At 65.0% G+C, this 25735-nt stretch carries 26 protein-coding genes; 18 read left to right on the top strand and 8 right to left on the bottom strand.

What is annotated here, in order from left to right; genetic code table 11:
* Positions 1-9: 9 nt before the first annotated feature.
* From H292_RS0108250 to H292_RS0108240, 3 genes are all read right to left on the bottom strand, one after another.
* Positions 10-1251, bottom strand: a complete 1242-nt coding sequence (locus tag H292_RS0108250) for an ATP-grasp domain-containing protein (RefSeq protein WP_020111081.1) — start codon at positions 1249-1251, stop codon at positions 10-12.
* A gap of 120 nt (positions 1252-1371) precedes the next feature.
* On the bottom strand, positions 1372-1713 hold the full coding sequence (locus tag H292_RS0108245) for a DUF1801 domain-containing protein (protein WP_020111080.1): 342 nt from the start codon (positions 1711-1713) through the stop codon (positions 1372-1374).
* Positions 1714-1722: 9 nt separating this feature from the next.
* Positions 1723-2220 carry a hypothetical protein gene (locus H292_RS0108240; RefSeq protein ID WP_019662783.1) on the bottom strand — a complete coding sequence of 166 codons (498 nt, stop codon included), beginning with the start codon at positions 2218-2220 and terminating at the stop codon, positions 1723-1725.
* A gap of 79 nt (positions 2221-2299) precedes the next feature.
* On the opposite strand from H292_RS0108240, the gene H292_RS0108235 reads away from it, so the two are divergent.
* The 5 genes from H292_RS0108235 to H292_RS0108215 all read left to right on the top strand — a co-directional run bounded on the left by H292_RS0108235 (position 2300) and on the right by H292_RS0108215 (position 7886).
* Positions 2300-3709, top strand: coding sequence for a GGDEF domain-containing protein (locus H292_RS0108235; protein ID WP_020111079.1), 1410 nt, complete (start codon positions 2300-2302; stop codon positions 3707-3709).
* Between the two features lie 86 nt (positions 3710-3795).
* Complete coding sequence (locus H292_RS0108230) at positions 3796-5010, top strand: acyl-CoA dehydrogenase family protein (protein WP_020111078.1); 1215 nt, start codon at positions 3796-3798, stop codon at positions 5008-5010.
* Entirely contained in the window at positions 5007-6029 is a 1023-nt protein-coding gene (locus H292_RS0108225; protein ID WP_019662786.1) for a phosphotransferase family protein, read from the top strand. Before H292_RS0108230 ends, H292_RS0108225 begins: the two co-directional genes overlap by 4 nt.
* Complete coding sequence (locus tag H292_RS0108220) at positions 6026-6757, top strand: SDR family oxidoreductase (protein ID WP_019662787.1); 732 nt, start codon at positions 6026-6028, stop codon at positions 6755-6757. Before H292_RS0108225 ends, H292_RS0108220 begins: the two co-directional genes overlap by 4 nt.
* Before the next feature lie 154 nt (positions 6758-6911).
* On the top strand, positions 6912-7886 hold the full coding sequence (locus H292_RS0108215; RefSeq protein WP_019662788.1) for an alpha/beta hydrolase: 975 nt from the start codon (positions 6912-6914) through the stop codon (positions 7884-7886).
* On the opposite strand, the gene H292_RS0108210 is transcribed toward H292_RS0108215, so the two are convergent.
* Positions 7858-8046 (bottom strand): hypothetical protein, encoded by a 189-nt coding sequence (locus tag H292_RS0108210; RefSeq protein WP_020111077.1) that lies wholly within the window; start codon positions 8044-8046, stop codon positions 7858-7860. The genes H292_RS0108215 and H292_RS0108210 overlap by 29 nt on opposite strands.
* A gap of 47 nt (positions 8047-8093) precedes the next feature.
* Here H292_RS0108210 and H292_RS0108205 point away from each other — a divergent pair, with 47 nt between their 5' ends.
* The 6 genes from H292_RS0108205 to lpdA all read left to right on the top strand — a co-directional run bounded on the left by H292_RS0108205 (position 8094) and on the right by lpdA (position 14861).
* Positions 8094-8555, top strand: coding sequence for a carboxymuconolactone decarboxylase family protein (locus tag H292_RS0108205; RefSeq protein WP_019662790.1), 462 nt, complete (start codon positions 8094-8096; stop codon positions 8553-8555).
* A 164-nt stretch (positions 8556-8719) separates the two neighbouring features.
* The gene (locus H292_RS0108200) at positions 8720-10075 is read left to right on the top strand and encodes an MFS transporter (RefSeq protein WP_020111076.1); all 1356 of its coding nucleotides are present in this window, start codon (positions 8720-8722) and stop codon (positions 10073-10075) included.
* Positions 10076-10190: 115 nt separating this feature from the next.
* Positions 10191-11294 (top strand): pyruvate dehydrogenase (acetyl-transferring) E1 component subunit alpha, encoded by a 1104-nt coding sequence (pdhA, locus tag H292_RS0108195; protein WP_020111075.1) that lies wholly within the window; start codon positions 10191-10193, stop codon positions 11292-11294.
* Positions 11291-12292 (top strand): alpha-ketoacid dehydrogenase subunit beta, encoded by a 1002-nt coding sequence (locus H292_RS0108190; protein WP_019662793.1) that lies wholly within the window; start codon positions 11291-11293, stop codon positions 12290-12292. Before pdhA ends, H292_RS0108190 begins: the two co-directional genes overlap by 4 nt.
* Positions 12289-13524: a dihydrolipoamide acetyltransferase family protein gene (locus H292_RS0108185; RefSeq protein WP_019662794.1), complete on the top strand. Its 1236-nt coding sequence runs from the start codon at positions 12289-12291 to the stop codon at positions 13522-13524. The genes H292_RS0108190 and H292_RS0108185 overlap by 4 nt, the downstream gene beginning before the upstream one ends.
* A complete protein-coding gene (gene lpdA, locus H292_RS0108180) occupies positions 13521-14861 on the top strand; it encodes a dihydrolipoyl dehydrogenase (protein ID WP_020111074.1) in 1341 nt (446 codons plus the stop codon). The genes H292_RS0108185 and lpdA overlap by 4 nt, the downstream gene beginning before the upstream one ends.
* Positions 14862-14905: 44 nt before the next feature.
* Here lpdA and H292_RS0108175 read toward each other — a convergent pair whose 3' ends face one another.
* Entirely contained in the window at positions 14906-16279 is a 1374-nt protein-coding gene (locus H292_RS0108175) for an FAD-binding oxidoreductase (protein ID WP_020111073.1), read from the bottom strand.
* 71 nt (positions 16280-16350) lie between these two features.
* On the opposite strand from H292_RS0108175, the gene H292_RS0108170 reads away from it, so the two are divergent.
* Complete coding sequence (locus H292_RS0108170) at positions 16351-18099, top strand: helix-turn-helix domain-containing protein (protein ID WP_020111072.1); 1749 nt, start codon at positions 16351-16353, stop codon at positions 18097-18099.
* Here H292_RS0108170 and H292_RS0108165 read toward each other — a convergent pair.
* A complete protein-coding gene (locus H292_RS0108165) occupies positions 18085-18897 on the bottom strand; it encodes an alpha/beta fold hydrolase (RefSeq protein ID WP_020111071.1) in 813 nt (270 codons plus the stop codon). The genes H292_RS0108170 and H292_RS0108165 overlap by 15 nt on opposite strands.
* Positions 18898-19207: 310 nt before the next feature.
* Between H292_RS0108165 and H292_RS0108160 the strand changes: the two genes are divergently transcribed.
* Complete coding sequence (locus tag H292_RS0108160; protein ID WP_026347378.1) at positions 19208-20140, top strand: aldo/keto reductase; 933 nt, start codon at positions 19208-19210, stop codon at positions 20138-20140.
* Between the two features lie 2 nt (positions 20141-20142).
* On the opposite strand, the gene H292_RS0108155 is transcribed toward H292_RS0108160, so the two are convergent.
* Complete coding sequence (locus tag H292_RS0108155) at positions 20143-20751, bottom strand: GNAT family N-acetyltransferase (protein WP_020111070.1); 609 nt, start codon at positions 20749-20751, stop codon at positions 20143-20145.
* Between the two features lie 52 nt (positions 20752-20803).
* Between H292_RS0108155 and H292_RS0108150 the strand changes: the two genes are divergently transcribed.
* Together H292_RS0108150 and H292_RS0108145 are read left to right on the top strand one after the other, a co-directional pair.
* Positions 20804-21925, top strand: a complete 1122-nt coding sequence (locus tag H292_RS0108150) for a GAF domain-containing protein (RefSeq protein WP_020111069.1) — start codon at positions 20804-20806, stop codon at positions 21923-21925.
* A 64-nt stretch (positions 21926-21989) separates the two neighbouring features.
* Positions 21990-22517, top strand: a complete 528-nt coding sequence (locus H292_RS0108145; protein ID WP_020111068.1) for a gamma carbonic anhydrase family protein — start codon at positions 21990-21992, stop codon at positions 22515-22517.
* On the opposite strand, the gene H292_RS0108140 is transcribed toward H292_RS0108145, so the two are convergent.
* Positions 22510-23259: an IclR family transcriptional regulator gene (locus H292_RS0108140; RefSeq protein WP_020111067.1), complete on the bottom strand. Its 750-nt coding sequence runs from the start codon at positions 23257-23259 to the stop codon at positions 22510-22512. The two genes, H292_RS0108145 and H292_RS0108140, sit on opposite strands and share 8 nt — an antisense overlap.
* A 151-nt stretch (positions 23260-23410) precedes the next feature.
* On the opposite strand from H292_RS0108140, the gene H292_RS0108135 reads away from it, so the two are divergent.
* Genes H292_RS0108135 through H292_RS0108125 form a run of 3 tightly spaced genes read left to right on the top strand, consistent with a single transcriptional unit; the run spans position 23411 to position 25722 of the window.
* The gene (locus tag H292_RS0108135; RefSeq protein WP_026347379.1) at positions 23411-24172 is read left to right on the top strand and encodes a CoA transferase subunit A; all 762 of its coding nucleotides are present in this window, start codon (positions 23411-23413) and stop codon (positions 24170-24172) included.
* The gene (locus tag H292_RS0108130) at positions 24169-24798 is read left to right on the top strand and encodes a 3-oxoacid CoA-transferase subunit B (protein WP_020111066.1); all 630 of its coding nucleotides are present in this window, start codon (positions 24169-24171) and stop codon (positions 24796-24798) included. Before H292_RS0108135 ends, H292_RS0108130 begins: the two co-directional genes overlap by 4 nt.
* Positions 24799-24846: 48 nt before the next feature.
* Complete coding sequence (locus H292_RS0108125; protein ID WP_020111065.1) at positions 24847-25722, top strand: dioxygenase family protein; 876 nt, start codon at positions 24847-24849, stop codon at positions 25720-25722.
* Positions 25723-25735 lie beyond the last annotated feature (13 nt).

Genomic DNA, 25735 nt, shown 5'->3' with positions numbered 1-25735 from the left:
AGTCTTGCCTCACACGTAGAAGTCCAGTTCTTCCTGATGCTTCAGCAGGTCACGCATGCGGTACGGGTCGTCGCCGAAGAAGTACAGCAGACCCCAGTGCGTGCCGAAAGCTGTTCGCTTGGTGACGGTTTCCTCGACGGGTGCCGAGAGGTCGTTGGTTTCGTAGTAGTCGTGCTCGGCGGTTTCGGCAGGAATCTCGAGGTGGCTGACGACGCGCCGGCGTGGGTACACGCCGAAACAGCCGGCGATGCCGGTGGCGTCCTCGACCTCGGTCGGGAAGAACGCGTCGATCTCTTCCTCGGTGGTCTTCGGGTCGAACGCCAGCGCGAGCCCTTGGTAGGCGTTGAAGCCGTAGGCACGCTCGAGGAGCTCGAACACCTTGAAGCCCGGTGGCCGGTACGCGACTTCACCGAAGTACATCTCGCCGTCGCTGGTGACGAAGTATTCCGGATGCACGAATCCGAACTCGATGTCGAAGGTCTTGATGAGCTTCTCGATCTGCGCGGTGATCTGCGGCCGGTACTTCTCGAGCTCCGGAGTTGCGGGCACGAACACCGAGTACCCGAGCGTCACGTACTCGGAGATGTTGAGGAACTTGATCTTTCCGTTGTGGATCCACGCTTCGACAGCGAATTCCCAACCGTCCAGATGCGATTCCATCAGTACCGGGAACTCGTCGTCGGGGATGGAGTCGACCTCGTCGGGAGTGCGGATGACGCGGTGCCCGAGACATCCGGCCTTGTCGAAGGCCTTGAGGTGGATGGGATCGTTGGGGTCACCGTCGAGTTTGAGCAGTGTCTGATTGACCCGGCGGAGGAATCGGACGACGTCCTCTCGGTCGTGCGCCTCCTCGAAGATGCCGACGCGGATGCCGCCGAGCTGCGCGCGACGTTTCATCAGCGCCTTGTCTCGCAGCAACATCGCTTGACCGAACAACCGTGGATTACCGAGCAGAACGGAGTTGATGGCACCCGCCCACTCGACAGTTTCCTCGTACAGCGGGATCGCGACGTCGACACCGCGATCCTGCAGTGCCTCGGCGATCTCGAGCGAACGGTCGTTGATGCGCTCGAAGTTCCAGGAGATGTACGGAATGTCGTGTTCGGTGCAGTACTGCTCGGCCCATTCGGGTGCCACGACCACGTACCGACGGTCGAATGCATCCAGGGCCTCCACCGCGGCGAGACTCCAGCCCAGTAGTGCGACGTAGCCCTTCTCCGGATTCTTCTCCAGTCGTGTGGGCTGCGGCATACATGGTCCTTTCCGTCGGAAACGTGTCGTCAGGTCGTCCCGTCCACCGTACAGAGGGCAGTGCGCAGGGCAAATCGCGCACGCGTGTCCCCGTCGCGACGTGCGGTGGTCACCGCCGGGCTAGCGCTGGTTGACGTCGACGGCGCCGCGGACGAGATCCGAGAAGCCTTTCTCGTCGACGACGTCTCCGGAGTGGATGTCGATCGCACGGCGCGTTCCGGCGTCGAGGCTGGCGTTGAAGATGCCCGACGGATCGGCTACGGACGCGCCCTTCGCGAAGGTCACCTTGACTTTGTCCTTGTAGGTCTCGAGCGTGCAGAGCAGCCCGTCGAGGCTGAACGTGGGCACGCCGTCGGGGTTGGACGGCTTGCGCCACTTCACTTCCTCGGTGACGCCTGGGGCCGCGGCGAGAATCAGTCCTCGGAGGGTGTCCACGGTGTCGATCCGCCAGTCTGCGCTCATGGCGAAAGACTACTGGCGTCGGCGCCACAATCGCAGGACGACGTACGTGTTCGCGACGAGAACCGCGATGTACGGCACCACGAACAACGGCGTGCCCGACGGTGTCAACGCCGAGACCCAGTCGGCCGGGTCGCCGTCGACGACGGGGCGGAACAGGTCGGTGATCTCGGCGGTGACGAGAACGGTCATGCCGAGGATTGCAGTGATGTTGCCGAACGTCGACACCGCCCGGCCGGCCCGAAAATCGCCGATCATCACCAGTGCCGCCACGCAGGCGACGATCATGATGGGAGCGAACACCGTCAGGCCGAACACCGCATACAGATTCCAGTCGCCCAGTGCGCCGGGAAGAAGATCCTGATGGTCGATCAGTGCTACGACCGGCATCGTCAGAACCAGAACGAGTAGCGGCGCAACTCCGACGGTCAATACCCATTCGATATCGCGAGGGCTGCGGGTGCGGTGCCCGACGGCCGTCGTTTGGGGGTATTTGTCCGCTTCGTGCACGGACCTACAGTGCCATACGCGCAGGTGAGATCGAAACGGTTCTCCGCAGGCCAGGCCCGGGATCTGCAAGAATCGACCGATGATCGACGACGTAGCGCTACGACGGGATTCGCTCGTGCGGATCCTGGAGGTCGTGCGCGGCCTGGGCGTCGGCGAGGGATTGGAAGTCACCCTCGCGCGCGTCGCTGCAGCCGTCGTCGATGTGCTGGGTTTCGGTGCCGTCGTCGTCAACGTCAAGGTTCCGGGCGACGGCCTCGTCGTCTCGACGGCAACGGGCCCTCCCGAGGTCCGCGACATGGTCGGCGAGACGATGACGCACGAGGTGTGGCTGGGTCTGCTGGACGCCTGCGAGCGGTGGGGAGAACTACGGTTCCACGAGAACCTGGCGGAGGTCGATGCTCTCGGAGGCGTGTCCTATCGTGACCCGCACCGAACTCACTACCTCTCCGCATCGCCGGATGGTGAGCGGAGGATCTGGCAGCCCGAGTACGCGCTTCTGGCACCGATGTGGGCCGGGGAGAACGCGCTGCTGGGTGTTCTGAGCGTCGATCTCCCGATCTCCGGGTTGATCCCGGACGCCGAGCAGTGCGCGATGTTGGAGTTGTTCGCAGGCCAGGCGGGTGCAGCCATCGCCGAAGCGGCGAGGATCGGTGATGCCGAGGACCAGCAACTGCAGTACCGCGCAGTGTTTCTCGATTCGCCGATTCCGACGGCGATGCTCGGGCTCGACTCCACCGTCGTCGAGGTCAACAGGGCGTTCGAGGAGCTCACGGGCCGGATCGAGTGCGAGCTCCGCGGTCTCGATCTGACCGCGGTGTTCGGCGCCGAGACCAGGCACGCAGGCGTCGAGGACCGTCGCGTGTTGCGTGTGGACGACGAGGAACGATGGGCGCACGTCCGGGTCCAGCGCATCGAAAGTGCTTACGGCACAAGGTTCGTGTGCACTGCCGAGGATCGCAGCGCATCACACCTCGCTCTCGACCACCTGCGCCTGCGCGCGGAGCGCGACGACCTCACCGGACTCGGGGTCAAGAGCCTCGCGATGACGGAACTTCGCGAGCGGCTCGAGCGTCAGGCCGAGGACGACCTCGTCGCATTCCTGTTCTGCGATCTCGACGGCTTCAAAGCCGTCAACGACGGGCACGGCCACCTCGTCGGCGACCGGGTTCTGACGGAAATTGCTGCGTGCCTGCGTGAGTGCGTCGAGGACGGTGACCTCGTGTGCAGACTCGGCGGCGACGAATTCGGGATCGTCGCCACCAGGACGACGGTGGACGGCATCGAGGATCTCGCGCGCCGCTGCGTCGGGAAGCAGAGTTCCGTCCACGGCAGGATGTCCGTCGGAGTATGCATCGTGCCGGCGGGGAGCGGCAGGACGGCCGAGGCGGTGGTCGAGGCCGCCGATTCGATGCTCTATCGGACCAAGGGCGACGGTGGTGGCAACTGGCGGAGCACCGTGCTCGGGCCGGCTGTCGGGAAGCTCAGCTGATTTCTTGACTCCTCTCGGCGGGCTGTGCGAACCTGAAACGGTGACCGAGCGATCGCTCGGTCGGCCCAACTTCGAGGAGCGCGCCGGTGTCGATCGATCTGACGTATTCGCCCCAGGTCCAGACCGTGATCGACAAGACTCGGACGTTCGTTCGTGAGACGGTGTTGCCGATCGAGGACAAGTTCCTCGGAAACATCGCCGATGCGGGCGGAGACGAACTGCGGATTTCTTTGCAGCAGGCAGCCAAGGACGCAGGCGTCTTCGCACCGCACGCGCCCGTCGAATACGGCGGGCTCGGACTGAACATGAGCGATCGCGCTCCCGTGTTCGAAGAGGGCGGCTACTCGCTGTTCGGTCCCGCTGCACTGAACATCGGCGCCCCCGACGAAGGCAACGTGCACATGCTCGCCCACATCGCATCCCAAGGCCAGAAGGAACAGTTCCTCGCGCCCCTGGCGTCCGGCGACGTGCGCTCCGCGTTCGCGATGACCGAGCCGGCCCCCGGTGCAGGCTCCGACCCGTCGGCCTTGACCACGGCCGCAGTCAAAGTCGACGGCGGATGGAAGGTCGACGGGCAGAAGTACTTCATCACGGGCGCGGACGGCGCCGGGTTCTTCATCATCATGGCCAGGACCGCGGGCAAGCCGGGTGACCGCGGCGGTGCGACGATGTTCCTCGCGCCGGCCGACACCCCCGGCATCAAGGTCGGCAGGCACATCGGAACCCTGGACAAAGCGATGATCGGTGGACACTGCGAGGTGTCTTTCGAAAGCGTCTTCGTACCCGACGAGAACGTGCTCGGCGCCGTCGACGAAGGCTTCTCCTACGCGCAGGTCCGCCTGGGACCGGCGCGCATGACCCACGTGATGCGATGGCTCGGTGCCGCCCGCCGCGGCCACGACATCGCCGTCGATCACGTTGCGCGTCGAGAGGGATTCGGATCCACGCTCGGCGATCTCGGCATGGTGCAGAAAATGGTCGCGGACAACGAGATCGACATCGCCGCGACGCGCGCGCTGCTGGTGCAGGCCTGCTTCGCTCTCGACCAGGGATCACACGCTGGGAACGAGACGTCGATCGCCAAAACCTACGCGGCCGAGGCTATTTTCCGCATCGTCGACCGCAGCATTCAGATGTGCGGCGGCCTCGGAGTGTCCGACGACCTGCCGTTGGCCAGGTTGTCCAGGGAAGTCCGCCCGTTCCGCGTCTACGACGGACCCTCCGAGGTGCACCGCTGGGCCATCGCCAAACGAGTCGTCGGCGCAGCCAAGAAGGCAGCGCGTCAGGCCGCCGACAAATGACCGAACTCCCAGGAATGAACACTCCCGCTCTCGCCGTGTTTCTCGGCGAGAACGGCGTGGCACTCGACGGCGAGCTGCGCGTCGAACTGATCAGTGGCGGCCGATCGAACCTCACCTACAAGGCGTTCGACGACACGAACGCCTGGGTCGTTCGCCGTCCCCCGACGAGCGGTCTCACCCCGTCGGCACACGACATGGCCCGCGAGTGGGCAGTGACGAGCGCGCTGCAATCCACCGACGTACCCGTCGCCAGGACCGTGGCCTTCGACCGCGACGGAGACGTATTGGGCGCTCCGGCAACTGTTGTCGAGTTCGACCCGGGTACGGTCATCAGAACCCGCGAGGACCTGGACGCCCTGTCCGACGACGACGTCGCGGCCAACACGTCCGAACTGATCCGCGTACTCGCCCGCCTGCACCACGTGGACTACGACGCAGCGGGCCTCGGCTCGTTCGGCAAGCCCGCGGGATTCGTCGGGCGCCAGGTCAAGACATGGGCTCGCCAGTGGGAAGCCGTCAAGACGCGCGACCTCCCCGATGTCGAGAAGTTACGGGACAAACTGGAAGCGGCGGTACCGTCGTCGTCCGGTGCGTCCATCGTGCACGGCGACTACCGGGTCGACAACGTCATCCTCCGGCGCGGGAATCCAGGTTCCGTTGCCGCAGTGGTGGACTGGGAGATGTCCACCCTCGGCGACCCGCTCACCGACGTCGCCCTGATGTGCGTGTACCGGCAACCGGTGTTCGACGCGGTCCTCGGCACGGCTGCGGCATGGACCAGTGACCGCTACCCGTCCGCGGACGAACTCGCCGAGATGTACAGCCGAGAAACCGGTTCCGGATTGTCCGACTGGAACTTCTACCTTGCCCTCGCCAACTTCAAACTCGGCGTCATCGGCGAAGGCATCACGCACCGAGCGTTGTCCGGCTCCGACTCCGGGCCGGGGGCAGCGTCGGCAGCAGAAGCAACACAGGAATTCATGGCGTCGGGACTCCGCGCGATCGAGGGGAAGAAGTGAAATCTGCACTGGTCACCGGTGGATCGCGCGGCATCGGTCTGGGAATCGCCACTCGCATGGCGCACCTGGGCTACTCGTTGACGATCACGGCGCGCGATGCCGCCGCTCTCGAGGAGGTCGCCGAAGACCTCGGGAAGGCAGGTGCTCCCCAGGTGGTGACGGTGGCCGCCGACCTCGCCGACCGGGACGCCGCCGACCGAATCACCGGCGCGCACGCGAACGCGTACGGATCCATGAACGCACTGGTCCTCAACGCAGGCGTCGGAACGGCAGGCCGCATCGAGGACTACCCGATGCGCCGCTTCGACAAAACACTCGACGTCAACCTCCGGGCGCCGTTCCACGTGCTGCAGAACTCGATCCCGCTCATGCGCACTGCCGTCGACGCCGACCCGGACAACGGAGCCAAGGTCATCGCCCTCGCATCCATGGCGGGCGTCTACTCCGAAGCAGGACTCGCCGTCTACGGCGCCACCAAGGCGGCCATGCTGTCGCTCGTCGAAACCCTGAACGCCGAGGAAAGCGCCAACGGCATCAGCGGAACGTCCATCGCGCCCGGTTACGTCGACACCGACATGAGTGACTGGACCAAGGACAAGATCCCCGGCGACTCCATGATTCGGGTCGACGACATCGTCGAACTCGCGGCCGGCATCCTGTCCCTCTCCTCCCGTGCAGTCGTACCTCGCCTGGTGGTCACCCGCGCCGGGGCCGGGCTGGGAGCGTAGCCGATAACAATCGAATGGATTGGTACACCCGCTTTCGATTGAAGACTCGCCGGTTTGCCACCCGGTCTGTGGACGAAGTTGCCCCACAATCGTTTTGGTGTGCAAAACTGCCGGTGGACACGGTCGTCGGAGCCGTCTCGAGCGCGGGGGTTTCATGGTTCACGCATGGCGTTTCGTTGTGTTCTGCGCGGTCCTCGTCGTGGGCTGGGCCGGTATCCCCACCCTCGCTGCCGCGGAACCGTCGGCCCCGAGGATCGACAGTCGAGTGGACGTCAGCACCACCCTCACTCAGCTCGCGGTGTACTCGCCGAGCATGGATCGAATCATCGACGTCCAGGTGTTGACCCCGGAGACCGAGAGCGGCCCCCGTCCGTCGCTGTACATGCTCAGCGGCATCGGTGAGGAGGACCCGACCAACAGTATGTGGCTGCGCAAGGGGGGAGCTGCCGAGTTCTTTCGCGACAAGAACGTCAACGTCGTGCTTCCGCTGGCCGGGCCGGGAAGCTTCTACGCCGACTGGCAGCGCGACGACCCGAAGCTCGGGCGGTACAAGTGGGAAACCTTTCTGACGCAGGAGCTTCCGCCGCTGATCGACGAGGAGTTCGACGGCAACGGCCGCAACGGGATCGCCGGCTTGTCGATGGGTGCGCAGTCGGCGATGATGCTGGCGTCGCGTAACCCGAGTCTCTACTCGGCCGTCGGTGCGTACAGTGGCTGCTTCGCCTCGGCGGAACTGTTGGGCCAGGGCAGTATGCGCGGGATCGTCACGGCCTTCGGTGGCAACGCGGACAACATGTTCGGGGGACCGCTCGACCCGGCCTGGGCGGCTCACGACGTATTGGTCAACGCCGAAGCGCTGCGTGGCACATCGATCTACGTCTCCGTCGGAACCGGGTTGCCGGGGCCGCACGAGAAATTCGAGACCGCCAAGGACTGGGACGTCGTTGTGGTGGGTGGCCTCATCGAGGTGGGATCGAACTTCTGCACGCACCGGCTGGACGACCGGTTGCGTGAGCTCGCCATCCCCGCCACTTTCGATTTCGAGGACGTCGGCACCCACTCGTGGGCGTACTGGGTCGATCAACTGCCCAAGAGCTGGCCTACCCTCGCCGCCGGCCTCGGGTTGTGAGTTCGAGAACCGAGACCAACGTCTCCACTGCGCGAGGGAAGGCACGGTCGCTCGGTGCGGAGAATCCCACCAGGATTCCGTCGGGCATGACGTCGGACTCGACCTCGGCGGCGCTTGGATGCCTGAACCAGCCGAGACCCTCGACCACGATTTCTGCCACGGAATTGAACCTTATTGCGGTCATCGAGGCGTCGTAGCGTTCCGGTCATGACAACACGCATCAACTTCGCATCCGCATCCCCGGCCGTGCGCACGGCGCTCGTCGCTCTCGACGTCGCCGGCCGCAACGGCATCGACCCAGCCTTGGCCGAACTGATCAAGATCCGAGCGTCACAGCTCAACGGCTGCGCGTTCTGCCTGCACATGCACACCACCGACGCCAGGAAGGCAGGCGAGAGCGAGGAGCGCTTGGCTCTCGTCGCGGTGTGGCGAGACGCAAGCAACTTCTTCGACGAGAAGGAACAGGCGGTACTCGCGCTGACCGAACAGGTCACGCTCATCTCGCAGGGAGGAGTGTCCGACGAGGTGTACGAGCGTGTCGCGCAGCACTTCGACGAGCACCAGATCGGTCAGCTGCTGGCTCAGATCTTCACGATCAACGCCTGGAACCGCATCGGCGTGTCCACCCACCTGGTGCCGGGTGTGAACAATCCGGGCCGCTCCGCCTGAGGGCGAGTGGGAATCGACGTAGTCGCTCAGGGAGAGCACGGAGATCGGAAAGGACAAACTGCACGTGTCGACGCCGCGGGAATGGTCGATTTTTCCATAGGCCAAGCGCCCACCAACCCATAACGTGTCCCAGGTCACTCTCACCACCGAGAAAGCCGAGACACATGCCTGCAGACGCACCGAAACCCGAGATCGAAACGCGGGTGGTCAAGAAGGTCGCCCGACGGATCATTCCGTTCCTGGGTCTGGCCTACTTCGTCAACTACCTCGACCGAACGAACATCGGGCTCGCGAAACTCACCATGAGCGACGAGCTCGGCCTGACCGAGACGATGTTCGGGTTGGCGTCCGGACTGTTCTTCATCGGCTACCTGCTCTTCGAGGTGCCGAGCAACCTGGCGCTGCACAAGTTCGGTGCCAGGCGCTGGATTGCCCGCATCATGCTGACGTGGGGAGTGATCGCCGCGGGCATGGCCTTCGTGCCCACCGCGGGCTGGCTCTACGGTTTGCGCATTCTGCTGGGTATCGCGGAAGCCGGCTTCTTCCCCGGCGTGCTGCTCTACATGACGATGTGGTTCCCGCGTGCGTACCGCGTGCGGTTGATGGGACTCTTCCTGCTGGCGCTCCCGATCTCCTCGGCTCTGGGGGCGCCACTGTCCAGCGCGATCATCCAGTACTGGGACGGTCTGTTCGGGCTCTCGGGATGGCGCGTGATGTTCCTCGTCGAAGGCCTTCCCGCGGTTCTGCTCGCCGTCGTCACCTGGTTCTACCTGACCGACCGGCCTGCTCAGGCGAAGTGGCTCGACGACGACGAAAAAGCGTGGCTGACAGCCGAACTGGAGTCCGAGGACTCCGCGAAGGGCGGACATGTCAGTGGCTCGGTGACTCGAGCACTGCGCGATGCAAGGGTGTGGATGCTCGGCCTCGTCTATTTCGGTATCACCTACGGGCTGTACTCGCTCAGTTTCTTCCTGCCCAGCATCGTCGCCGGGTTCAAACAGACGTTCGACACCGACTTCTCGCTCGTCGCAACGGGTCTGATCGTCGCCGTTCCGTTCGCCGTCGGTGCAGTCGCCATGGTGCTGTGGAGCCGGCACAGTGACCGGACCGGTGAACGTACCTGGCACGTCGCGATTCCAACCCTTGTCGGCGCTGTCTCCATCCCGTTCGCGCTGTACATGGACTCACCGTTCACGACGATGCTCGCGGTGACGGTCAATGCCGTCGGTGTCTTCTGCGCGCTCCCCGTGTTCTGGTACCTCCCGAGCACGTTCCTGACGGGGGCGGGTGCCGCCGCTGGAATCGCGATCATCAACTCGGTCGGCAACATGTCCGGCTTCGGCGCTCCTTACGTGACGGGGTGGCTGCTCGACACCACCGGAAACGCGCGCGCAGGGCTGTGGGTAGTGGGCGCGGTGATGCTCTTGGCCGTCGCGTTGGTTCTGATACTTCGCGGTCGTGTGGGCGCCCGTCCCAGCCCCGTCGCCGCACCGCGCGAGGAATCAATGCGCACAAGATAAGCACGTTTTCGTGACCAGGAAACGTGCAACGTGCTCAATCCAAATCCGAACTATTGATCCTTCTGATGATTCTTGATTGTGTTCCAGGTAACAGTGCAACTGTACGGAGGCCGAGATGGACACCGCAATTTCACGAGCGAGCGATGACGACCTCATCCAGCTCGTCACACCCGAAGGCACGCGAACCGAGCCTTCCGAATTCACCGGCCTCGTCGAGGACATCACGACGGACAAGCTCCGCGACCTCTACGAGGACCTGATCGTCGTACGACGGATCGACGCAGAGGCCACCGCGCTCCAGCGGCAGGGAGAACTCGGGCTCTGGGCACCTCTGCTGGGACAGGAAGCCGCCCAGGTCGGATCCGCCCGCGCACTGCACCCCGACGATTTCGTCTTCGGCAGCTACCGCGAGCACGGGGTCGCGTACTGCCGCGGCGTCGACCCGACGGAAATGTTGCGGTTCTGGCGCGGTTCCACCCAATCCGGCTGGAACCCGTACGAGTACAACATGACAACGCCGGCCATCATCGTCGGATCTCAGGCCCTGCACGCCACCGGATACGGGCTGGGAATGAAATTCGACGGAGCCGACGGCGCCGTCATCACCTACTTCGGTGACGGCGCCACGAGCCAAGGCGACATCTCCGAAGCATTCGGATTCGCGGCAAGTTTCAACGCCCCTGTCGTGTTCTTCTGCCAGAACAACCAGTGGGCAATCTCCGAGCCGGTGACTCTGCAGACGCACATCACGATCGCCGAACGTGGCCGTGGATTCGGTGTTCCCGCGCTACGCGTCGACGGCAACGACGTGCTGGCCGTCCTTGCGGCCACCCGGATGGCATTGACTCGCGCACGCGAAGGCAGCGGACCGATGCTGATCGAAGCCGTCACCTACCGAATGGGACCGCACACCACTTCCGACGATCCCACCCGCTACCGGTCGGCGGCAGTCGACGACGAATGGAAGAAGAAGGACCCCATCGACCGCATCGAGCGACTGCTCGACGCCGAAGGAGCGATGGACGACGCGCTCCGCGCACGCGTCAAGGATCGGGCCGACTGGACCGCAGCCGAACTCCGCCGCGGATGCCTCGGCACCGTGGAGCCGACGGCGATGTCGGTGTTCGACAACGTGTACGCAGACCCCCATCCGTTGATCGCCGAGGAACGAGACGCCTACGCCACCTATCTCGCCGGATTCGAAGGAGCTCAGTCATGACCGCGACACTTGCCGCCCCGCAGCTTCCGCTCGGTAAAGCGCTGAACGCAGGCCTGCGTCGGGCGATGGAAGACGACCCCAAAGTAGTGCTGCTCGGCGAAGACATCGGCAAACTCGGCGGGGTCTTCCGCATCACCGACGGCCTGCAGAAGGACTTCGGACCCAACCGCGTCATCGACACTCCACTGGCCGAGTCCGGAATCATGGGCACCGCAGTCGGACTCGCCTTCCGCGGATACCGGCCGGTCGTCGAAATCCAGTTCGACGGCTTCATCTACCCGGCGTTCGATCAGATCGTCTCGCAGGTGGCCAAGCTGCACTACCGCACCGGTGGCAACGTCACGATGCCCCTGACCATCAGAGTGCCGTACGGCGGCGGAATCGGTGCCGTCGAACATCACTCCGAATCCCCGGAAGGCTACTTCGCGCAAACAGCCGGCCTACGCGTCGTCAGCTGCAGCAATGCCGCCGACGCCAACGTCATGCTGCGCCAGGCCATTGCGTCGGACGACCCGGTTCTGTTCTTCGAGCCCAAGCGACGCTACTGGCAGAAGGGCGAGGTCGACGTCACTGCGCCGATCGACGATGCGTACCCGCTGCACCGAGCTCGGGTCGTCCGTGAGGGCACGGACGCGACGATCATCGCGTACGGCCCACTGGTCGTCACCGCCCTCCAAGCAGCGGATGTCGCTGCGGGCGAGGGCCGGTCGCTCGAGGTGATCGATCTGCGTTCGCTCTCGCCACTGGACACGGACACCATCGCGAAATCGGTCCGCAAGACCGGCAGGCTCGTCATCACCCACGAGGCAGCGACGTTCATGGGTATCGGCGCAGAAATCGCCGCACGAGTACAGGATCAGTGCTTCTACAGTCTGGAAGCGCCCATCCAACGCGTCGGTGGATTCTCCACCCCGTACCCGGCGGCGAAGCTCGAGGAGTTCTTCCTCCCCGACGCCGACCGGATCCTCGACGCAGTGGACAGGACGTTCCCGGCATGACGAACAGCTTTCGCCTACCCGACCTCGGAGAAGGACTCACCGAGGCCGAACTGATCAGCTGGTCGGTCGAGGTCGGTGACACCGTCGAACTCAACCAGGTGATAGCCGAGGTGGAAACCGCCAAGGCGTCCGTCGAGCTCCCATCGCCGTTCGCCGGGACCGTCACGGCGCTGCACGCCGAGGAAGGCTCGACCGTCCAGGTGGGCAACGTCATCATCGACATAACCGACGGCTCGGCCGAGATCGCAGTCGAAGAGCCCGCCGAGAAGGAAGAACGCGTCCCCGTCCTCGTCGGGTACGGCGTAGCCGGTGAGGGCGCGAGCCGACGAGGCAATCGTCGCCCGTCGCCCCCGGCGTCGCCGCCCCCCACGAACGGCAGACCGCTGGCGTCCCCACCGGTCCGATTCGTCGCCAAGCAGCGCGGCGTCGACCTCGCGGACGTACCGGCCACCGGTACACACGGCGAGGTCACCCGGGACGACCTGGCGGCGTACACCGAACGCGGAACCGTCCCGGCCGCAGACACGGTGAAGAACGAAACCCGCACTCCCATCAAGGGAGTTCGCAAACACACCGCGGCAGCCATGGTGTCGAGCGCCTTCACCGCGCCACACGTCACCGAGTTCATCACCGTCGACGTGACCCCGTCGGTGGAACTGCTGGAGAAACTGCGCGCCACCAAGCACTTCCGCGACATCAAGCTCACCCCGCTCGCTCTCGTCGCCAAGGCACTCCTGGTGGCTCTGCGCTCCAATCCGAGCCTGAACTCGGAATGGGACGAGCAGAACCAAGAAATCGTCACCAAGAACTACGTCAACCTCGGAATCGCTGCGGCGACGCCCAGAGGCCTGATGGTGCCGAACATCAAGGACGCACACACCCTCGGTCTGAAAGACCTCGCGCACGCGCTGACCCAACTGACCGTGACGGCCAAGGAAGGCAAGACCGGCCAGGCCGACCTCGCCGACGGCACCATCACGATCACCAATGTCGGTGTTTTCGGTGTGGATTCGGGGACCCCGATCCTCAACCCAGGGGAGGCAGCGATCCTCTGCTTCGGCGCGATCCGTCGTCAGCCGTGGGAGTTCGAGGGAGAGATCGCTCTGCGCTCGGTCACGACGCTGAGCCTGTCGTTCGATCACCGTCTGGTCGACGGTGAGCAAGGATCGAGATTCCTGGCCGACATCGCGTCGATCCTCGCCGACCCGATGAACCTGGTGGCGTTGGCATGAGCGACGTCGTCGTCCTCGGAGGCGGATCGGGCGGGTACGCAGCTGCATTTCGTGCTGCGCAACTGGGACTTTCGGTCACCCTGGTGGAGAAGGACAAGGTCGGAGGAACCTGCCTGCACCGCGGGTGCATCCCGACCAAAGCCCTCCTGCACGCGGCGGAGGTGGCGGACACCGCCCGGGAGAGCTCGTCGGTGGGGGTTCGTGCGAACTTCGAGGGTATCGACATCGGCGGCGTCCACGCGTACAAGGACGGCGTGGTCTCCAAGCTGTACAAGGGCTTGCAGGGCCTCGTCAAGGCTCACAAAATCGAATTCGTCAGCGGTACAGGTAAATACGTCGGAAACAAGACCGTCGACGTGGACGGCCGCAGGATCACCGGATCATCGGTTGTCCTCGCGACTGGGTCGTACGCGAAGGTGCTCCCCGGAATCGAACTCGGGCCGCGAGTGCTGACCAGCGACCAGGCGTTGACCCTCGACTACGTCCCGAAGCGGGCCATCGTGCTGGGCGGGGGAGTCATCGGCGTCGAATTCGCCAGTGTGTGGGCATCGTTCGGCGTCGAGGTGACCATCGTCGAAGCACTGCCCCGACTGGTTGCAGCCGAGGACGAGTGGGCGTCCAAACAGCTCACCCGCGCCTTCAAAAAACGCGGCATCGTCGCACGGACATCGTCGCCGTTCACCGGCGTCAAGGAAACCCCCGACGGTGTGACGGTGACCCTCGACTCCGGGGAGACGCTCGATGCCGATGTTCTGTTGGTCGCGGTCGGGCGCGGGCCCACTACGTCCGACCTCGGCGGCGTCTCGATGGATTCGGGATTCGTCGGCGTCGACGGCAACCTGATGACCTCGGACGACGGCGTCTACGCCGTCGGTGACATCGTGCGTGGACCACAGCTGGCGCACAGAGGATTTCAGCATGGCATCTTCGTCGCCGAGCACATCGCGGGTCTGAAGCCCACCGCAGTCCCCGACGAGAACATCCCCCGGGTCACGTACTCGAACCCCGAAATCGCGTCCGTCGGACTGACGGAAGCGCAGGCGATCGAGCGTCACGGTTCTGCGGATTCCGTCGTCTACGACCTCGCCGGCAACGGCAAGAGTCAGATCCTCGGCGCGTCGGGCGGGGTCAAGCTGGTGCGGGCCGGGGGCTCCATCGTCGGCATTCACATGGTCGGCGCACGCGTGGGCGAATTGATCGGTGAGGCGCAGTTGGTCGTCAACTGGGGCGCATACCCCGAGGAAGTCGCGCACCTGATCCACGCTCACCCAACGCAGTCCGAGGCCTTCGGGGAAGCTCACCTCGCACTGGCGGGGAAGCCGCTGCACGCGCACTGACCCCCTATGTGAGTGGAAATGTAGGCCAGGGCCTGCATTTCCACTCACATAGAGAAGACCTTGCCCGGATTCAAGATGCCGTGTGGGTCGAGGGCGTTCTTCACCGAGCGGTGCATGTCGAGGACGATCGGGTCGAGTTCCTGAACCAGTCCGTCCATCTTGAGCAACCCGACGCCGTGTTCACCGGTGACGGTGCCGCCGAGTTCCAATGCTGCGTCGATGATCTCGGCGAAAGCAGTTTGCGCGCGTTCGCGCGCAGGAAGATCGTCGTGCGGGGTGATTAGCAGAGGGTGCAGGTTGCCGTCGCCCGCGTGGGCGATGTTGGCGATCGTGGTCTCGTACCGCCGGCCGATCTGCTCGATCCGTGAGAGCATTTCCGGCACATGTCTCTTCGGGACACACACGTCCTCGGTGAGGACCGGTCCGAGGCGCTCCATCGCGGGGTAGGCCAGTCGCCGTGCTGCGAACAAGGCGTCGGCCTCCTCCTGGTCGGTCGAGACGGCCGACCACGTGGCACCTGCTTCCTCGAAGCAGGACAGCATCTTCTCTGCTTCTTGGTCCCCGACGATTCCTGGGTCGTCGATCCGGCCGAGCAGGACGACGTTCGCTTCGACCGAGAGGCCCATGTTCTTCCAGGCGTCGACGGCGATGAGGCATTGTTTGTCGATCAGTTCCAGCGCGGACGGCGTGAGTCCCGCTGCGGCAACGGCAGCTACGGCTCTTCCGGCGTCGACGATCGAGTCGAAGTATCCGGCGATCGTCCGCTGGGGATCTTGCAGGGGCCGCAGTTTGACGGTGACCTCGGTGATGATGCCGAGGGTTCCTTCCGACCCGACCATCAGTCCGGCAAGATCGTATCCGGCAACACCTTTGGCGGTCTTGCGTCCGAGCCGGACCAGCTCGCCGGTTCCGGTGACCACCTGCATGCCCATGACGTAATCGCGGGTGACGCCGTATTTGACGCAGCACAGGCCTCCGGCGTTGGTGGCGACGTTGCCGCCGATGGTGGACCAGGGTGCGCTGGCCGGGTCCGGCGGATACCACAGTCCCTGTTCTGCACAGGCGGCCCGCAGGTGGTCGTTGACGACGCCCGGTTCGACGACGGCGTACCGCTCCAGCGGATCTATCTCCTTGATGGCGTCCATACCGTCGAGGGCGAGAACGACGCACCCTTCGGTCGCGTTGGCTCCGCCGGACAGTCCGGTGCCGGCGCCGCGCGTGACGACGGGGGCGCCGTGCGTCAGACAGGCTCGTACGACGGCCTGGACTTCTTCTGCGGTCCGCGGCCGGACGACCGCCACCGGCACGGCGTACGGAGCCCACTCGGCCTCGTCGTGTTGGTAGGACGCGATCACGTCCGGATCGACGACGATGCGGTCCGCGGGAAGGGAGTCCAACAGCTGTTCGACGAGCGTCATGTCTCCGAGTTTATCTGTGAGCTGGGTCTCCACCAATGTAGGTTCTGTCCATGGCGTCGGATAGATCATGGATGGATTTGCTGCTCGACGACGCTTCGATCGACGAGCTCGAGGCGCATCGCCTCGCCTTCCCCGGTCCCGACGCGCACGCTGCCCTGCGGCTTCGTGCGTTGCTGGACCAGCGTCGCCAACGCAGCACCGAGCTGGCGGCTCTGAACGACATCGCAGTGCGGTTGACGACGGCACGTGACGACCGTGTCCTGCTTCAGGAGGTCGTCGACCAGGCGCGCAGGTTGTTGGGAGTCGACCTCGCCTACATGGGCTCGGTGTACGACGACGAATTCGTCATCGAGGTCACCAGCGGTGCTCTGACTCCGAATCTGATCGGGATCCGGTTGGCTCAGGACGAGGGGTTGGTGGGCGTCATCGTGCGCGGAGCGTCTCCGTCGTGGACGCCCGACTATCAGAGCGAGCCGGCGTTCCGGCACATCACCGGTGCGGACAGCGCGGCGCGGTCGGAGAACATGCGGGGGCTGCTCGGGGTACCGCTGAAGGTAGGGGATCGGGTCATCGGTGCGTTGTTCGCGTGCAAGCGTCAGGAGCGTGACTTCGCGGACAGTGAGATCGCATTGCTGTCCGCTCTTGCCGCGCACGCTGCGATTGCCATCGAGAACGTCCGCGCCATCGAACGGCTCGAAGTGGTGAACGCCGAGCTGTCGGCACGGACCGCCGAACTGGAACAGACACTGCAGTGGGACAGGACGCTGACTCAGGTGGTGCTGCGCGGGGGTGGGGTGGGTCGTCTCGTTCGGGAGGTGGCGACACTGTCCGGTCGACCGGCGTTCTTTCTCACCGACGCCTCGTCTGTTCCGGAGTCTCTGGAGGAACGGGTCGTTCCAGTCGAGATCCTGTTCGGGCAATGCCGCGACGGCGCCGACATCGTCGCCGACGACTTTGTCATTGCCCACCGTGTTGCCGCTGCGGGCGAGTTTCTCGGTGTCCTTATCTCGGTGGGTCCGGACGATCAGCAGACGCGGCTGCTCCTGGACCGCGCGGTGCCCGCCATCGCGTTGTCGCTCGCCGAGGAGCGCGCGGCGGCCGAAGCTGCCAGGCGGGCGCAGGACGCGTTTCTGGTCGATCTGCTCTCTCATCCGGCGTCGACCACCGACGACGAGCGACGGCAACTTCGCCTTGCCGGCCTGTCCCCGGGTGCCTCGTACTGCATCGCCGTCGCGCAGGGAATGGTGTCCCGTACCGAGATCGGCAGATCGGAATTCCCGGTGGGTACGGTTGTGGCAGAACATGGTTCGAGGGTGCTTGTCGCGGTGCCCGCGCAGGAACTGGCTGTGGTTCGGCCGATGTTCACGACGGGTGCAACGGTGGGGATCTCGGAGCCTGCCCGCGGAGCGGTCGCGCTGGCGGCTGCCTACCGCGAGGCCCAGCAGACCGTCGACGTGTTGATCACGCTCGGACGAGATGGCGAGGTGTCGTCGGCACGCGGACTCGGTATCTACCGAATCCTGCTGAGCCACATGGCTCGTGAGCATCTCGACGAACTGACCGAGGAGCAATTGGGTCCGCTGATGGCCGAGCAGAGCAAGCGGGGCGTTCCGTTGCTCGAATCGCTGTCGGTGTATCTCGCCCACGGGCGTCACCATTCGGCCACCGCCGCAAGCCTTGGAGTGCACGTCAACACGCTCTACCAACGACTCGACGCCATCGACCGGCTCATCGGTTCCCAATGGCGTGACCCGGACAAGGCACTGGACCTGCAGGTGCTGATGCGACTCCGACGAAGCGCGGATCTATTGGGGAAGTGAACCGAGAAAGTCCAGCAGTGCAGCGTTGAATTCCATGGGGCGGTCCATGTTGGACGCGTGACCGCAGTTTTCGAGCACCACGGAGCGTCCGAGTGGGTTTCCGGCAATGGAGTCCGCTGCGTGCGTACACGGCCAGAACTGGCTCTCCCTACCGGCGACCATCAGTACCGGGACGTCGACGGTGGCAACGACCTCGCGCCAGTCCGCTACTGCGTGATCGTGCAGAAGGGCTTTCATCGGTGGCGTATCGGGTGAGACCATCTTCGGCATCGCGCGGAGCTTCGTGACGAGCTTCAGGATCGGCAACGCGGACTTCCACTTCGGCAGACCCCATCCCGTGTCCGGAACCCCGTCGGCGAAGAACGTGTCCTTGTTGGAGTCGGTCAATCCGTAGAACCCGTTGGACCATTCGGCATCGTTGATCATCTTCGGGGTCTGATCCACCGACACGACGGCCTTCACACGGCCGGTGCCGAACTGCGAGACGTACGACCAGATGGTGCTCGCGCCCATGGAGCCACCACACAGCACAGCATCGTCGACGCCAAGCGACGCGAGCACATTCTCGACGTCCTGACCGTGCCTGGCCATCGTGGCACCGTGCTCGGGAGACTCCGAGTCACCATGCCCTCGGCGGTCCAGAGCAAGAACTCGATAACCGGCTTTCACCAGTGCGTCCTGCTGCATCACCCACGTCGTCGCAGGAGCGCAGAAACCTGCGATCAGAACGATCACGGGCCCGGCGCCCTCGTCGATGTAGTTCAGAGTCACATTGTCGTTGGTGACGACGGTGGGCATGGGCACTCCTTCGGGTCGCTCCCGATGCAACCACGGATCAGGCACCTACGACATGGAGGATTCCTCTACCGAGCGCATCACACCGGCGCGGTCAGGTCGTCGATCGGGCGACGGCTCGGTAGTCCTGCCTGCGGCGCCACTGGTCCGGTGGTCTTCGCACAGTTTTTCCGGAGTTCGCACACGCTTTCAGGTCCGAGCACGCGTGTCACGTCGGGAAAAAGAGTGGCAAGTTGCCGGGTGTCGCCTCGAGGGGAATTTGAGGGACTGTGACGTTGCGAATGCGGTGATCGGCGCTGAATACTTGCTCACCATGCGCTACAACAAGCTGGGTCGGACCGACCTCGAGGTGTCCGAGGTGTCCTTCGGGACCGCGCCGCTCGGAGACATGTTCGGATCTGCCGACGAGGATCAGGCCATCGCGTCGGTGCACCATGCCCTGGATGCCGGGATCAATTTCTTCGACTCGTCGCCGTACTACGGCGGGGGCCTGGCGGAGGAACGGCTCGGCGCAGCCTTGGCGGGCAGGCGCGAGGACGTCCTGATCGGCACGAAGGCCGGCCGATACGGCAACGAGGACTTCGACTTCTCGCCACGGAAACTACGGGAAAGCATCCACACCAGCCTGAAGCTGCTCCGCACGGACTACGTGGATGTGCTGCAACTCCACGACATCGAATTCGTGCCGTTGTCCCCGGTGTTCGAGGACTCCTACGCGGAACTGGTGAAGCTGAAGGACGAGGGATTGTGCCGCTACATCGGCATGACCGGGTACCCGATGCACACGTTGACGCGCGCTGTCACCGAGACCGACCTCGACGTCATTCTGTCCTACGCGCACTACACGCTGCTCAACACCGAACTCGCGACCGCATTGAAGCCCGTGTGCGACGAGCGAGGCGTCGGCGTGATCAACGCTGCGGCAGTGGGATTGGGCCTGCTGACACCCGGAGGCGTCAAGCCGCACATTCCCGCGACCGACGACGTCAAGGCGGCGGCCGCACGGGCTCGCCAGTGGGCGGCGGACAACGGACAGGACATCTCGTTCCTCGCCAATCAGTTCTCGCTGCAACGATCCGGCTGCCCGACAACCGTGATCGGCACGACCAAAGTCCATCACCTCGATTCCGCTATCCGCGCCGCGACGGAACCCATCGACACCGACGTCCTCGATGCAGTGCTGGCTCTGACCGCAGATGTGCACGACGTGTCCTGGCAGAGCGGACTTCCCGAGAACAACGGCTGACCTCAGCTCCCGGCCGGGCGCCGCCACATCGACGTCATCACGGCGCCCGACGCCAACGGGAACGTCTCGGTCACCTCGAACCCGAACTTCTCGTAGAAGGTGACGTTGTCGGCCGACGTGCACACGAGATAGGCGTCGTCGCCGTCCGAATCGCAGCGCGCGAGCCGGTCGAGCAGGAGCGTCGAGACGAAGCCCCGGCCCCGAGCCGACTGGGTACTACCCAGATTCGCCAGATACCACGCCGGTTCGGAAGGATGATGGGCATCGAGCGTCGACCTGACTCCCACCGCCGCGCCGACTCGGGTCCGCAACGCGGGAAGCAGCGCCGGCAACGCGCGCGCGGTGCGCAGCAGCGACGAGTGCTGCCGACCGGGCGGATCCCACACCTCGACGGCAACGGCTGCCCCGTCCTCCTCGACGAACCGCACCCCGCCTCCGGCGATGTGAAAGTGCCGCAGCGACGCGGTGAAGTAGCCGGTCAAAGCCGCGTGCCGTCGCGCGCGATCGGGCCAGATGGTCGCCATCAACGGATCGTCGCGGAAGGCGTCGGCCAGAACCGAGGCGCAGGTGGCGGCGTCGCCGATGGTCGCGGTGACGATTCGGCCAGTCAAGAGTCCCCCGGGGAAATCATTCGGAACAGTCGGTTCGCACTAGGGTGGCTGTGTGAAATCGAAACCGGATGCCGCGGCGCCGCAGCGCAACGTCGACGCGGGGGCACAGCCATGGATGCTGGTGGAGACGCTACATCAGGACAGAGCGACTCTGGTCTCCCTCGGCGGACGACTACGCGAGATGTCGTCCTTGCCGCGCGCCGTCAGGTCGACGGTCGGTGGTCGATCGTCGGCACAGGTCTGGGCGGAAGTCGCCCGGTCGATCGACGTCGTCCGTGAACACGCCGCCTCGCGAGACGTCACGATCCCCACCGGCAGCGGACGCACCCGCGTCGTACTGCATCCCGTCGTCGGCCCGTCGGGTGCCGTGCACGGCATTGCGTTGTGGGTCGGCGACGCAGAGTCCGCCGTCCCGCAGCGGCCCGAGGACGCGCTCGCCGTGACGTTCGAGTCCGAGCGCCGCGCGTTCGTCGTCGACGCGGACTGCCTCCGCGCACTTGCCACGGACCTGCCCTCCGACATCCGAACCAGCTTCACCTCGCCCGAAGTGTTCCGGAAGATCGACGTCGACGACGCGGTGGGCGCCATCGGCGCGCTTCTCCAACCCGCTCCCGACGACGGCGCGACCTGGACCGGCCTGGCGTCGACGACGCACCTGCCCGGCGTTTCCCGCCTAGACCTCGTGTTCACCGCCGACGACGACGGGTCGACATGGCGGGGCCTGGTCCACGCCGTCGAGTCCGAGACGGTGGCACAGCCGCGGCTCGAGACCGCGGCGTTCGCCGCTCTGGGGCAGGTGTCTCCGCAGATGGCGCTGGTCCTGATGGACGTCACCCACAACCGACTGATTCGGTGGCTGACCGATCCGGTGCCACAGATCCAGTGGAAAGGCATCGTCGACGACAGAGACACTCCGCACCCGGACGACGTCACACGCATCTTCGCCGCCGCGTCGGGGATGTACGCGGGCACGGAAACCAGTACCTCCGTCGACGGCATCCGCCTCCGTCGCATCGGCGGAGGATGGACCGTCGTCGACGCTCGCGCGGCGCTGCTGCCGCGTGAGAAGTCGAGCCCGCGATTGATGCTGGTGCAGATGACCGTCGTCGGACACACCGACGACCCGGATCCTGTTCCCGTCGACGACACCGGGCACCCCAGCCTGCTCGACTGAACCCGGCAGAGTGGCCATGGTGCAGAGTGGTCGACACAACGGTGTACTAGAAAAGGATGTGACGATGGCAGGACAGCTGTGGGCACTCGAAGGGGGAAGCCCGGACATCGACCAGGACGCGTGGATCGCGCCGACGGCTACCGTGGTGGGCCGCGTGAAGGTCGGCCCGACGTCGGGAATCTGGTACGGCGCGGTGCTGCGTGCCGAGTTCGAGGACATCACCATCGGCGCGGGCAGCAATCTGCAGGACGGCGTCGCCGCCCACGTCGACCCAGGCTTTCCGCTGACGGTCGGTGAGAACGTCAGCGTCGGCCACAATGCTGTGCTCCACGGCTGCACCATCGGCGACGGCAGCCTCGTCGGAATGGGCGCGATCGTCATGAACGGCGCCGTCATCGGCGAGGGCAGCCTGGTGGCAGCCGGTGCATTGGTGCTCGAAGGTACCCAGGTGCCGCCGCGTTCACTGGTCGCGGGTGTCCCCGCGAAAGTTCGGCGCGAACTCACCGACGACGAAGTGAACCACAACGGACTCAACGCCGCCGTCTACCGCGAACTACTGAAGCAGCACCGCGCAGCCCGTCCACTCACCTGAGGAGGCCGGTCAAGGCGTGGGCATGTTCCAGCAGGAGGGTGCCCAGTTCGTGGTGCCGATCCGGGCGAAAGCGAGTCTCGACGCCGGTGAGGCTGAGGGCCCATGCGGGCTTTCCTGATCGGTCGAACACCGCGGCACCGATGCCCCAGCTGCCTTCGACGAGCAGTGCGGGGTTGACGGCATAGCCCGTCGTTCGTGTGGCGACGATGCGCCGCCGGAGCTCGGCAGTCGCGTGTTGCGGGCCCCACGCCGGCTCCAGGTCGACACTCGTCAGGTACTGATCGATGTCGCGATCCGGTAGATGCGACAGGATCACCAGGCCCGCCGACGCCACTCCGAGCGGCAGCCGAATCCCCTCGTACAACACGTGTGACCGCAGGGGAAAGCTGCCGTCCTCGCGGAGAAGGCAGACGGTCTCGTCTCCACGCCGAGCAGACAGGAATGCACTCTCACCGCTGGCCGCAGCCAGAGCATGTACGACGCCGCGCGCTGGGCCGGTGATGTCGTATCTGCTGGCGGCCGCAGCGCCGAGGAGATACATCTCGGGTCCGAGGGTCCACGAGCCGGTGGCGGAGTCGCGGTCGAGAAACCCCTCGTGGGCGAGCGAAGTGAGCAACCTGTGCGCAGTCGGTCGGGCAAGGTCGGTGGCGCGTGCAAGTTCCGTGGTCGACGCCCCGGCCGGTTCGGCCGCACCGACGGCCTTCAGAAGCGCGGTCGAGCGCGCGACGACGTTGGGTTGCATAGGGGCAACCCTACCCGCTGCGTTCATTCAACGAACGCAATGCTCGACGCTTTTCGGTGAACGAGCAGTTTCGGTCAATCTTTCCGGATCATCGCCACGTCAGGGTCTACTGAAGGTGCGTTTACTGAATGAACACGTGAGGAGTATTCGGATGGCAAGGAAGGTGTACCGGTCGGCCGCCGCTGCCGTGGCCGACATCGGCACAGGCGCGCGGATCGCGGTCGGAGGATTCGGATTGTGCGGAATCCCGGACGCACTGATCGACGCGATCAGCGAGACGGACGCCTCCGAACTCGAGGTCTTTTCCAACAACTGCGGCGTCGACGACCACGGATTGGGCATCTTGCTGTCCCTCGGCAGAATCCGCCGAGTCACCGCGTCCTACGTCGGCGAGAACAAAGAATTCGCGCGGCAATACCTCGCAGGCGAACTCGAAGTCGAACTGACCCCCCAGGGCACCCTCGCCGAGCGACTGCGCGCCGGAGGCACCGGCATCCCCGCATTCTTCACACCCGCAGGCGTCGGAACCCCCATCGCCGACGGCGGAATGCCGTGGCGCTACGACGCCGACGGCGGCATCGCGGTGGCGTCGCCGCCGAAGGAAACCCGGGTGTTCGGGAACAAGCGCTACGTCCTCGAAGAAGCCATCGATGCGGACTACGCGCTCGTGCACGCCGAGATCGGTGACACCGAGGGCAATCTCGTGTTCGACAAGACGGCGATGAACTTCAACCCTCTGGCTGCGATGGCGGGAAGAATCACCATCGCCCAAGTGGAGACGCTCGTCGAACCCGGTGAGATCGACCCGGGCGCAGTGCATCTGCCCGGCGTGTTCGTCCAGCGCATCGTCCACACAGGACCGCAGAACAAACGCATCGAAAAGCGCACCGTCACTGCAGGAGGACAGGCATGAGCTGGACACGAGACCAGATGGCCCAACGCGCAGCAGCGGAGATGGTCGACGGTGAATACGTGAACCTCGGAATCGGCTTGCCCACACTGATACCCGCATATCTGACCGACGACGTCACAGTGGTCCTGCACTCGGAGAACGGCATCCTCGGCACAGGCCCGTACCCGACGGAGGAGAACGTCGACGCCAACCTCATCAACGCAGGCAAGGAAACCGTGACGGTCAATCCCGGTGCCGCCTACTTCGATTCGTCGTTGTCCTTCGGCATGATCCGCGGCGGTCACATCGACACGGCCGTCCTCGGCGGCATGCAGGTCTCGCGCACCGGCGATCTCGCCAACTGGATGGTCCCCGGCAAAATGGTCAAGGGCATGGGCGGCGCCATGGACCTCGTGCACGGTGCACGCCGAGTCATCGTCGTCATGGAGCACACCGACCGCGAGGGCAACTCCAAGATCCTCGACGCCTGCACCCTGCCGCTGACCGGCCAAGGCGTCGTGAACCGCATCATCACCGACCTCGCAGTCCTCGACGTCGTCGGTGACGGGACACTTTCGCTCGTCGAGTTGGCGCCCGACGTCACGCGTACTCAGGTGGAGCACGCAACGGGAGTAGCGCTCGTCTGAATTCGTGCTAAGGTTGAACCTTCAACTTAAGTAGTCGAAGGACAGCCCATGACGTCTGTGATGAATCCGCCGGTCGCCGGCGGTGCGTTCGATGCGTTTCTCGCCGACACAGCCCCCGCGAGTCTCGGCCAGAAGCTGTGGACAGCCGCCGACGGACCGCTTCCCGCGCTGTACATCAGCCACGGTGCACCGCCGGTGTTCGACGACCCCCTGTGGATCGACCAGCTCTTCACCTGGTCACAGGCCATGCCCAAGCCCAGAGCCATCCTCATCGTCAGTGCGCACTGGGAAGAAGCGCCGCTGAGTCTGTCCGCCATCGACGCACCGCTGGTCTACGACTTCGGCGGCTTCGCGGAGCGATACTTCTCGATGACCTACGCGACGCCCGACGCCACCGCGCTGGCCGACCGAGTGGCCGCGATGATTCCGGCATCGGCGAACCTGCACAGGCATTCGTCGCGTGGACTCGACCACGGTGCGTGGGTTCCGCTGAAGGTCATGTACCCGTACGGCGACGTGCCGGTCCTCCAGCTGAGCCTGCCGACGGATTCTCCCGACGCCCTGCTGGATATCGGGCGACGGCTGAAAGCGCTTCGCGCAGAAGGTGTACTCGTCGTCGGTTCCGGATTCATGACCCACGGGTTGCCGTTCCTCTCACGCGAGAACTTCTTCACCAACACCGTTCCGACCTGGTCACGCGACTTCGATCAATGGTCCGCCGAGGCGCTGGCCCGGGGTGACGTCGACGCGCTGGCGAACTTCCGCACCCGAGCTCCAGGAATGCCGTACGCGCACCCCACCGTCGAGCACTTCACACCGTTGTTCGTCACGCTCGGGGCCGCATCGGATCCGGAAGCCCCTGTGCACACCGAGATCACGGGCTTCCAATTCGGTTTGGCGAAACGCTCCTTCGCGGTCTCCTGACGGATCGTTAGGG

Source organism: Rhodococcus sp. 114MFTsu3.1, assembly GCF_000383555.1.
Classification (GTDB): Bacteria; Actinomycetota; Actinomycetes; order Mycobacteriales; family Mycobacteriaceae; genus Rhodococcoides; species Rhodococcoides fascians_E.
The sequence above is the reverse complement of the archived record's forward strand: the minus strand, read 5'-3'. Positions and strand labels throughout refer to the sequence as shown.

Excerpts from the sequence above, each read along its gene's own strand:
- H292_RS0108215 (WP_019662788.1), top strand. The coding sequence starts at position 6,912 with ATGGTTCACGCATGGCGTTTCGTTGTGTTCTGCGCGGTCCTCGTCGTG.
- H292_RS0108160 (WP_026347378.1), top strand. The coding sequence starts at position 19,208 with ATGCGCTACAACAAGCTGGGTCGGACCGACCTCGAGGTGTCCGAGGTG.
- H292_RS0108140 (WP_020111067.1), bottom strand. The coding sequence starts at position 23,259 with ATGCAACCCAACGTCGTCGCGCGCTCGACCGCGCTTCTGAAGGCCGTC.
- H292_RS0108125 (WP_020111065.1), top strand. The coding sequence starts at position 24,847 with ATGACGTCTGTGATGAATCCGCCGGTCGCCGGCGGTGCGTTCGATGCG.
- H292_RS0108225 (WP_019662786.1), top strand. The coding sequence starts at position 5,007 with ATGACCGAACTCCCAGGAATGAACACTCCCGCTCTCGCCGTGTTTCTC.
- H292_RS0108165 (WP_020111071.1), bottom strand. The coding sequence starts at position 18,897 with ATGCCCACCGTCGTCACCAACGACAATGTGACTCTGAACTACATCGAC.
- H292_RS0108190 (WP_019662793.1), top strand. The coding sequence starts at position 11,291 with ATGACCGCGACACTTGCCGCCCCGCAGCTTCCGCTCGGTAAAGCGCTG.
- H292_RS0108135 (WP_026347379.1), top strand. The coding sequence starts at position 23,411 with ATGGCAAGGAAGGTGTACCGGTCGGCCGCCGCTGCCGTGGCCGACATC.
- H292_RS0108235 (WP_020111079.1), top strand. The coding sequence starts at position 2,300 with ATGATCGACGACGTAGCGCTACGACGGGATTCGCTCGTGCGGATCCTG.
- H292_RS0108175 (WP_020111073.1), bottom strand. The coding sequence starts at position 16,279 with ATGACGCTCGTCGAACAGCTGTTGGACTCCCTTCCCGCGGACCGCATC.
- H292_RS0108145 (WP_020111068.1), top strand. The coding sequence starts at position 21,990 with ATGGCAGGACAGCTGTGGGCACTCGAAGGGGGAAGCCCGGACATCGAC.
- H292_RS0108130 (WP_020111066.1), top strand. The coding sequence starts at position 24,169 with ATGAGCTGGACACGAGACCAGATGGCCCAACGCGCAGCAGCGGAGATG.
- H292_RS0108250 (WP_020111081.1), bottom strand. The coding sequence starts at position 1,251 with ATGCCGCAGCCCACACGACTGGAGAAGAATCCGGAGAAGGGCTACGTC.
- H292_RS0108200 (WP_020111076.1), top strand. The coding sequence starts at position 8,720 with ATGCCTGCAGACGCACCGAAACCCGAGATCGAAACGCGGGTGGTCAAG.
- H292_RS0108245 (WP_020111080.1), bottom strand. The coding sequence starts at position 1,713 with ATGAGCGCAGACTGGCGGATCGACACCGTGGACACCCTCCGAGGACTG.
- pdhA (WP_020111075.1), top strand. The coding sequence starts at position 10,191 with ATGGACACCGCAATTTCACGAGCGAGCGATGACGACCTCATCCAGCTC.
- H292_RS0108170 (WP_020111072.1), top strand. The coding sequence starts at position 16,351 with ATGGATTTGCTGCTCGACGACGCTTCGATCGACGAGCTCGAGGCGCAT.
- lpdA (WP_020111074.1), top strand. The coding sequence starts at position 13,521 with ATGAGCGACGTCGTCGTCCTCGGAGGCGGATCGGGCGGGTACGCAGCT.
- H292_RS0108205 (WP_019662790.1), top strand. The coding sequence starts at position 8,094 with ATGACAACACGCATCAACTTCGCATCCGCATCCCCGGCCGTGCGCACG.
- H292_RS0108185 (WP_019662794.1), top strand. The coding sequence starts at position 12,289 with ATGACGAACAGCTTTCGCCTACCCGACCTCGGAGAAGGACTCACCGAG.